Below are 8,229 nucleotides of genomic sequence, written 5' to 3' on the forward strand. Positions count from 1 at the left end.
GAGTGCAGCGCAGTGTATCCGCGGCGGACCGCCAATGGAGAGGCCTTTGATTAGCTTTAACGAAGCGGTTGACGATCCCGAAGACACCGCGCATACGCCGGCCGAGCGGGCCGCCGCCGCGTCGCGTAGCACATGGGGCAGTGTCGCGCTGAACATTGCGTTGAGCGGGTTGCAGATTGCGGTCGGGGTGATAGCAAAATCGCAGGGCCTGATTGCCGACGGCATTCATTCGCTGTCCGACCTGGCCGCCGATTTTGTCGTGCTGTTTGCCAGCCATCACGGCGCCAAGGAAGCCGATGCTGAGCACCCGTACGGCCACCAGCGCTTCGAGAACGCCGCCTCGCTGGTCGTAGGCGCCTTACTGCTCGCCGTCGGTGCCGGCATGGCGTGGTCCGCTGTCGCCAGGCTGCAAAACCCGGAGCACATCCCTGTGGTGCATGGGGTCGCACTTGCGGTAGCGGCCGTCGCCCTCGTGGCCAAGGAGATCCTGTTTCGCTACATGCTGAAGATCGCCACGCGTGTAAAGTCGAGCATGCTGGTCGCCAATGCATGGCATGCCCGCTCGGATGCGGCATCGTCGCTGGTGGTGGGGATCGGGATTGCCGGAAACCTGGCGGGCTATCCACTGCTCGATCCCATCGCCGCGCTCATCGTCGGTCTCATGATCGTCAAAATGGGGTGGGGCTTCGCGTGGGACGCCCTGCACGAGTTGATGGACCGTGGCGTCAACGAGCAGGAACTGGCGGCGATCATCGGCACCCTGCAAGGCACGCCGGGCGTCATGGGCGTGCACGATGTGCGCACCCGCAAGATGGGCGACATGATCGTTGTCGACGCCCACATCGAGGTCGATGCGACGGTCCCTGTTGAAGCCGGCCATGCCATCGCCGTGGCGGCGCGGCGCAACGTGATGGAGCGACACCGGGTGCTGTCGCTGATGACGCATGTCGATCCATGGCGCCGGCCCGACCTCGACCACGCTACCGTGACCGCGCAGCCGGCGCCAGGCGGCGTGAAAAAATGAACCCTGCTGCGCCCGCCGAAAGCGGCCTGACCGAAGAAGAAGCCGCCCGCCGCCTGCTGCAGGACGGGGCGAATGAACTGCCCTCGTCAGAGCAGCGCACCTTGCTGCGCCTGCTGGCCGAGGTGGTGACCGAGCCGATGTTCCTGTTACTGGTCGCGTGCGGCGTGATCTACCTGCTGTTGGGGGACCGTGGCGAAGCCTTGATGCTGCTCGGCTTCGTATTTGTCATCATGGGCATCACATTTTCGCAACAGCGTCGCGCCGAAAATGCGCTGGCGGCGCTGCGCGACCTTTCCAGTCCGACCGCATTGGTGGTGCGGCATGGTGCGGTGCACGCGGTTGCCGCACACGCGCTGGTACGCGGCGACATCGTGCTCATTTCCGAGGGCAATCGGGTGCCGGCCGATATGTGGCTGATCGAGTCATCCAACCTGACAATGGACGAATCGATGTTAACGGGCGAATCTGCCACGGTGCCGAAATTCGCCGGCGCGGCAGGCGTAGCTCCGATGCTGTCCGGAGCGGACCCGCGCTCGCATGTCTTCTCGGGCACTCTGGTCACCCAGGGGAACGCGCGCGGCCAGGTTGTCGCCACCGGGGTACACAGCGCGCTTGGCCGGATCGGCGCGTCGCTCGCCACCATCAGCACCGATCCCACACCGATTCAACAGGAAACGCGGAGGGTGGTCAAGCGGGTGGCGCTGGTTGGCCTCGCACTGGCGGCGGCCCTGGCCTTGCTGTACTGGTATTTGCGCGGCGACTGGCTGCACGGCGTGCTGGCCGGCCTGACATTCGCGATGGCGATCCTGCCTGAAGAACTGCCTGTGATCCTGACCATCTTTCTCGGCCTGGGTGCATGGCGGCTTGCGCGCGAGAACGTCCTTGCGCGGCGCATTCCAGCCATCGAGCTGCTCGGCGCCACCACCTTGCTGTGTGTCGACAAGACCGGCACCCTGACCCTCAATCGCATGGCGGTGCGCACAATCTGGACTGAAGCGGCGGCATACGATGTCACCACTGCGGGATCGGCGCCATTCGAGGAAGCCTTGCACAGCGTGCTCGAGTTTGCCGTGCTGGCCAGCCATCGCCGTGCGTTCGACCCGATGGAGGCGGCCATCGGGGGCGCCGGCCAGCGCCTGCTGTCAAACACCGAGCACCTGCACGGCGACTGGACCCTGCTGAGCGACTACCCGCTGTCGAAAGAAATGCTGGCCATGTCGCGCGTGTGGCAGTCGCCCGACCGGCGCGCCAAAATGATCGCCACCAAGGGGGCACCGGAATCGATCATCGACCTGTGTCACCTCGATATCGGCCGTAGCGCAGCGATCGCGCAGCAAGTCGAGCGCATGGCGGGAGAGGGCCTGCGCGTGCTCGGCGTAGCCCGTGCAGTGTTCGACGCGTCCATCCTGCCGAGTAACCAGCATGATTTCGATTTCGAGTTCCTCGGGCTGGTGGCGCTCGAAGATCCGGTGCGCCCGGATGTCCCCGCCGCGATCGCCGAATGCCGGACCGCCGGCATCCGCGTGGTCATGATCACGGGCGATCATCCGGCGACGGCGATCTCAATCGCGCGCCAGGCTGGACTGGCGTCCGGTGGGGCGGCGATGACCGGCGCCGCGCTCGCCGCCATGAGCGATGCGGACCTTGCGGCCCGGCTCGCCGATACCACCGTATTTTGCCGTGTCCAGCCGGCGCAGAAGCTGCGGCTGGTGCAGGCGTTCCGCGCGCGCGGCGACGTCGTGGCGATGAGCGGTGATGGGGTCAACGACGCGCCGGCGCTGAAGGCGGCCGATATCGGCGTTGCGATGGGGGCGCGCGGCACCGACGTGGCGCGCGAGTCGGCCGCGCTGGTGCTGCTGAACGACGATTTTGCTTCGCTGGTAACGGCAGTGCGCCATGGGCGACGGGTATTCGCTAACCTGCGCAAGGCGATCGTGTTCGTCGTGGCGGCGCATGTGCCGATCGTCGGACTGTCGGTCCTTATCGTGTTACTTGCTGTGGTGCTTGCCATTCCGCTATTGCGATCGCTTTTCGTCTTTGCCATTCCCAGCGCGAAGCTGGTTGCGAGCGGACTTGGCGGCACGTTGCTCAGCCTGCTTTGGTTCGAGGCCGCCAAGCAATATGCCAACCGGCAGGGTTCACCCGCCCGGCGCGATTGACCCTGCCTCAGGGCGCCGCGGAGAATTCCTCAAAGGCGGCCAGCGCGTTGGCAGAATACATTGCGGACGGTCCACCGCCCATGTAGATCGCCATCCCGAGCGCCTCTTCGAGTTCGGCTTTGGTGGTGCCGAGCCGCACCAACGCCTGGACGTGAAAGCCGATGCATGCGTCGCAGTGCGCTGCCACGCCCAAGGCCAGCGCGATCAGTTCCTTGGTCTTCCGATCGAGGGCACCGTCACGCGATGCGGCGCGCGCCAGGTCGCTGAACCCTTTCATCACGTCGGGCAGGTCGTTGCGCAGCGTGGTCAGCTGCTTCGATACCGCGGTGGTCAAGTCTCCATAGCCGGTTAGTGCGGTGCTCATCAGTTTTTCCTCGTAGATTCGGTTGATGTTTTCATTTGGCAAGTGCGCAAACCAAACGGCAGGTACGCGGGACAAAATCGAAACACGCCCGTCGCCAGCGGTATCAAGCCGATCCAGCCCCAGGCGCCGATCACGCCAAACAGTGTCGCAGTGATCAAGCCCAGTCCGGCGAGAATGCGAATTGTACGGTCAATACTTCCAACGTTTGCTTTCATGATTTTTCTCCTTAAGGGGACAATGCGAACGGTCGTATCGATAGTTAGAGCACGTTTCATGCCAATGGCGGCGCACGCGGTTTGATGATTGATTACAAGCACTTACCGCATAGTTGGCGACGTCGATGGCTGCATTGGCATACCGAAAACGCTGTCATTTGGCAGCGTGGCAGCGATTGGCAGAGGTGCCCGGAGGTGGCTAAGCCAGTCCCTGCGCCTTGAGGCGCCGGTAGAGCGTTCGTTCACTGATGCCGAGGCGGGCGGCCAGTTCGCTGCGCGTGCCGTCGAACGTGGCGAGTACCGCAGCCAGCGATTCGGCAGCAACAGGGGGCCGCGCAGCGGAAACGTCTGCTGGAGCACCGGGTAGGTGTTCGGTGCGGATCACACCGTCGTCGGCAAACAATCGCGCGCGTTCGAGCACGTTGCGCAACTCGCGGACGTTGCCCGGCCAGTAGCGCCGCTGCAATTGCGTCATGGCACCGGGGTCGATGGTCAGCCTCCTCTTGCCGGCGCCGGCGCGCTGAAGAAATGAATTGACCAGCAAGGCGATATCTTCGGCGCGCTCCCGCAGCGGCGGCAGCGGGATCGGAAAGGCGCTGATGCGGTAATACAGGTCTTGCCGAAATTCGCCGTTGGCCATCATTTTCTCCAACGGTTTGTGCGTCGCGGCAACCAGCCGGAAATTGGCATGCAAGGTCTCGACGCCGCCGACGCGCCGATAGGTGCCCGATTCGATCAGCCGCAGCAGCTTAACCTGCATGGCCAGCGGCACGTCGCCGATCTCGTCGAGAAAGAGGGTGCCGCCCTGCGCCGTCTCCACCAGGCCGGGCTTCCTCGTGGTGGCGCCGGTAAACGCGCCTTTTTCATGGCCGAACAATTCGCTTTCGAACAGCGTTTCCGTCAAGCCCGAGCAATCGACGACGACGAACGGACCGCTGGCGCGTTCGCTCGTTTCGTGCACCGCGCGCGCAAAAAGTTCCTTGCCGGTGCCGGATTCGCCCAGTAATAGCACCGGCAGCGTCGACGGCGCCACCCGTTGCAGCGCCGCCAGCGCCAGGTTGAAGGCCGGCGAGCGGCCCACCAGGCCCTCGTCGCTTGGCCGCGCAGACGCGCTACGCACCACCGAGAGGCGCTCGACGTAGGCCGTGATGGCGCCATGGTCATCGAGGATCGGGCGCAGCTCCACTTCCACGTGCTCGGGGCCGCGCGGCGTATGGTGGATGTGCAGAACGCGGTCGGGTCCGCGCAGTTCCTGTGCCTTCTTCATCGGGCAATGTTCGCCGGCCTGGTCGCATGGCACATCGTAATGATGTGAGATGCGGTAGCACTTGTGGCCGAGAAAAGGCTGGTCGACGCTGCCGAATTGGCGCTGGTAGGCGGTGTTGGCCGCCAGGATGTTGTAGTCAGGGTCGAGCACGATCATTGGGTGCGACTCGTGCTCGAGAAATGACACCAGCGACTGCACCTGCGCAGAAGGGGGCGTTGGATTGACGGGGAAGGGCGCTTGGCTGTTCATGGTGGCTCCGGATGATTCATGCATGTTGGCGCAACACTGCCACGACTGTCAAGCGGGACTGCCAGATGGCAGTGTGCGGTGTCGTCGCCTCACCCCGCGGCAGTCGCAGCGTTCGACGAATAGCCCAAAAAATCAATGGCTTAAACCCCCTTCGCCAGCGAATCGTTGGGGGTGGCACGGGCTTTGCTGAAAGGAGCGGGAGGGCGTTAATAGCGCCGCCGCCCACAGGAGACTTCAATGAGCAACATACAACTTCACGTCGAAGGTTTTTTCGATCCAGCCACCAGTACCGTCAGTTATTTGGTGCTTGACCCAGCCAGCCGCCGTTGCGCGCTGGTCGATAGCGTGCTCGACTACGACCCCAAATCTGGCCGCACAGCTAGCCGCTCTGCCGACAAACTGATTGCCCGCGTTGTCGAACTGGGAGCGGAAGTTGAGTGGATCCTCGAGACCCACGTTCATGCGGATCACCTGACAGCTGCGCCGTACCTGAAAGATCAAGTTGGTGGAAAGATCGGGATCGGTGCGAACATTACGACCGTGCAGCAGGTCTTTGGTACCGTGTTCAATGCCGGCAGCGACATGGCGCGCGACGGCAGCCAGTTCGATCACCTTTTTGCGAACGACGAACTGTTCAGCATCGGCAGGCTGCAATGCCGCGCGCTGCACACGCCCGGCCATACGCCCGCCTGCATGACCTACGCGGTCAGCAACAGCCATCAGAGGGCCGCGTTTGTCGGCGATACCCTGTTCATGCCGGACTATGGCACCGCGCGCTGCGATTTTCCAGGCGGCGATGCACGTACGCTGTTCCGCTCAATCAACAAGGTGCTCAGCCTGCCGGAAGACACGGTGCTGTACATGTGCCACGACTATCAGCCAGGTGGCCGCGAGGTGCAGTTCGTCAGCACCGTTGCGGATGAGCGCGCCAATAATGTCCACGTCCGTAACGGCATCAGCGAAGCGGAATTCGTCGCCATGCGAACAAGGCGCGATGCCACGCTGGAGATGCCGACGCTATTGCTTGCATCGGTCCAGGTCAATATGCGCGCCGGTCATCTTCCCGAGCCGGAAGCGAATGGTACGCGCTACCTCAAGATCCCGCTCAACGCGCTTTGAACGGTGCAGAAAATACCACGGAGACAGCTATGAAGATTCAACACCTTGCGCCCGGATTGTCGGTTTCGGAACAAATCCTGCCTGAGCAGCTGGCCGAGCTGAAGGTGGCCGGATATCGCGCCGTCATCTGCAACCGTCCCGACGGCGAAGGCAACGACCAGCCCTTGTTTGCCGAGATCGAACGCGCGGCTCAGGCGGCCGGAATCGATGCCCACTATCTACCGGCTGAATCCGGGAAGGTCACCGACGAACAAGGGATCGGCTTCGGCCAGTTGCTTGCCACGTTGCCCAAGCCGGTGCTGGCGTATTGCCGCACCGGCATGCGTTCGACGACTATGTGGGCCCTGTCGCAGGCCGGACAACAGCCGCTGCCACAAATTGTCGATGCCGCCAGGAAGGCCGGCTTCGACATGAAAGGGGTGGTGCGCCGCATTGCCAACAACGGCCGGACACCGCTCGACGTTGTCGAAGTCGCGCATGCGGTCGTCATCATCGGTGGTGGCGCGGCCGGCATCGCCACCGCCTCGAGCCTGCTGGCGCGCGATCCTGGGCTCGATATCGCCATCATCGACCCGGCCGACGTGCATTATTACCAGCCCGGCTGGACCCTGGTCGGCTGCGGCGTGTTTGATGCCGCCGAGACTGCGCGTACGATGGCATCGACGATTCCGCGGGGCGTCCATTGGATCAAGGCTGCGGTCGCCGCGTTCGAACCGGACGGAAACGCCGTCATCCTCGATGGCTGCCGGGTCGTCAGGTACCAGCAGTTGGTGGTGTGCCCCGGTCTGAAGCTCGACTGGCATGCGATCGAAGGCCTGTCCGAGACGCTCGGACGCAATGGCGTCACTTCGAATTATTTGTATCACCTCGCTCCATATACTTGGGAATTGGTGCAGAACCTGCGAGGCGGTCGGGCTATTTTTACGCAGCCCCCGATGCCGATCAAATGTGCCGGTGCTCCGCAAAAAGCGATGTACTTATCGGCGGATCACTGGAAACGCGGCGGTGTTCTCGATCAGATTCAGATCGAGTTCTGTAGTGCCGGCGCCGTGCTGTTTGGCGTGGCCGCCTACGTGCCCGCACTGATGGAGTACATCAATGCTTACAGCATCGATCTCAATTTCGGCTACACCCTGACGCGCGTCGATGGGCCGTCTCGCACCGCCACTTTTTCGCGCCTCAATCCGGATGGCAGCAAGAACACGGTCACGCGCGAGTTCGATATCCTGCACGTGGTGCCGCCGCAGGTTGCGCCCGATTTCATTCGCGTCAGTCCCTTGGCCGACGCCGCCGGCTGGGTCGATGTCGATCCCTCCACCTTGCGCCATAAGAAGTGGGGCAATATTCATGGTCTTGGCGATGTAACCAATACCAGCAATGCGAAGACCGCCGCCGCAGCCCGCAAGCAGGCCCCGGTGGTTGCCCACAATGTGCTGGCGGCTATTGGCAAAGCCAAGGGTAGTGCCCTATACGACGGCTACGGTTCCTGCCCGCTGACGGTAGAACGCGGCAAGATTGTACTAGCGGAATTCACCTATGGCGGGGCGCTCGCACCGAGTTTCCCAGCATGGCTTGTCGACGGCACTCGGCCGTCGCGACTGGCGTGGTTTTTGAAGGAACGCATCCTGCCGCCGCTGTACTGGAAAGGCATGCTGAAAGGACGCGAGTGGATGGCGAAACCGGAATTGGCGGATTCCTGACATCGAGAGCAAGCACTAGCCTGAATGTTTCACAAACTGCCACAGCGGCCTCCGGGTTGCCGACACTGGACTTGTTTGGCTGTAATCGGAATGTCGCGGGCGATGTCGCCCCTACCCAATTGAACGGGACAT

Annotated in this window: 7 protein-coding genes; 4 read left to right on the forward strand and 3 right to left on the reverse strand. The window is 63.0% G+C overall.

Annotation, left to right across the window (positions count from 1 at the left end; genetic code table 11):
* The first annotated feature begins 46 nt into the window (after nt 1-46).
* Nucleotides 47-1,024, forward strand: coding sequence for a cation diffusion facilitator family transporter (locus tag ACP7DD_RS24050; protein WP_426177598.1), 978 nt, complete (start codon nt 47-49; stop codon nt 1,022-1,024).
* A complete protein-coding gene (locus tag ACP7DD_RS24055) occupies nt 1,021-3,183 on the forward strand; it encodes a cation-translocating P-type ATPase (protein WP_426177600.1) in 2,163 nt (720 codons plus the stop codon). The genes ACP7DD_RS24050 and ACP7DD_RS24055 overlap by 4 nt, the downstream gene beginning before the upstream one ends.
* Before the next feature lie 7 nt (nt 3,184-3,190).
* On the opposite strand, the gene ACP7DD_RS24060 is transcribed toward ACP7DD_RS24055, so the two are convergent.
* The 3 genes from ACP7DD_RS24060 to ACP7DD_RS24070 form a co-directional block, all read right to left on the reverse strand.
* Nucleotides 3,191-3,547 carry a carboxymuconolactone decarboxylase family protein gene (locus ACP7DD_RS24060; protein ID WP_426177602.1) on the reverse strand — a complete coding sequence of 119 codons (357 nt, stop codon included), beginning with the start codon at nt 3,545-3,547 and terminating at the stop codon, nt 3,191-3,193.
* Nucleotides 3,547-3,762: a YgaP family membrane protein gene (locus ACP7DD_RS24065; RefSeq protein WP_426177604.1), complete on the reverse strand. Its 216-nt coding sequence runs from the start codon at nt 3,760-3,762 to the stop codon at nt 3,547-3,549. The genes ACP7DD_RS24060 and ACP7DD_RS24065 overlap by 1 nt, the downstream gene beginning before the upstream one ends.
* A 199-nt stretch (nt 3,763-3,961) precedes the next feature.
* Nucleotides 3,962-5,278 carry a sigma-54 interaction domain-containing protein gene (locus tag ACP7DD_RS24070; RefSeq protein WP_426177606.1) on the reverse strand — a complete coding sequence of 439 codons (1,317 nt, stop codon included), beginning with the start codon at nt 5,276-5,278 and terminating at the stop codon, nt 3,962-3,964.
* A gap of 237 nt (nt 5,279-5,515) precedes the next feature.
* Between ACP7DD_RS24070 and ACP7DD_RS24075 the strand changes: the two genes are divergently transcribed.
* On the forward strand, nt 5,516-6,397 hold the full coding sequence (locus ACP7DD_RS24075) for an MBL fold metallo-hydrolase (protein WP_426177608.1): 882 nt from the start codon (nt 5,516-5,518) through the stop codon (nt 6,395-6,397).
* 29 nt (nt 6,398-6,426) lie between these two features.
* Nucleotides 6,427-8,097, forward strand: coding sequence for a TIGR01244 family sulfur transferase (locus tag ACP7DD_RS24080; RefSeq protein WP_426177610.1), 1,671 nt, complete (start codon nt 6,427-6,429; stop codon nt 8,095-8,097).
* Nucleotides 8,098-8,229: the final 132 nt, after the last annotated feature.

Origin of the sequence: Massilia sp. TWR1-2-2 (assembly GCF_049897565.1) — a bacterium.
Taxonomy (GTDB): Bacteria; Pseudomonadota; Gammaproteobacteria; order Burkholderiales; family Burkholderiaceae_D; genus JAFCUW01.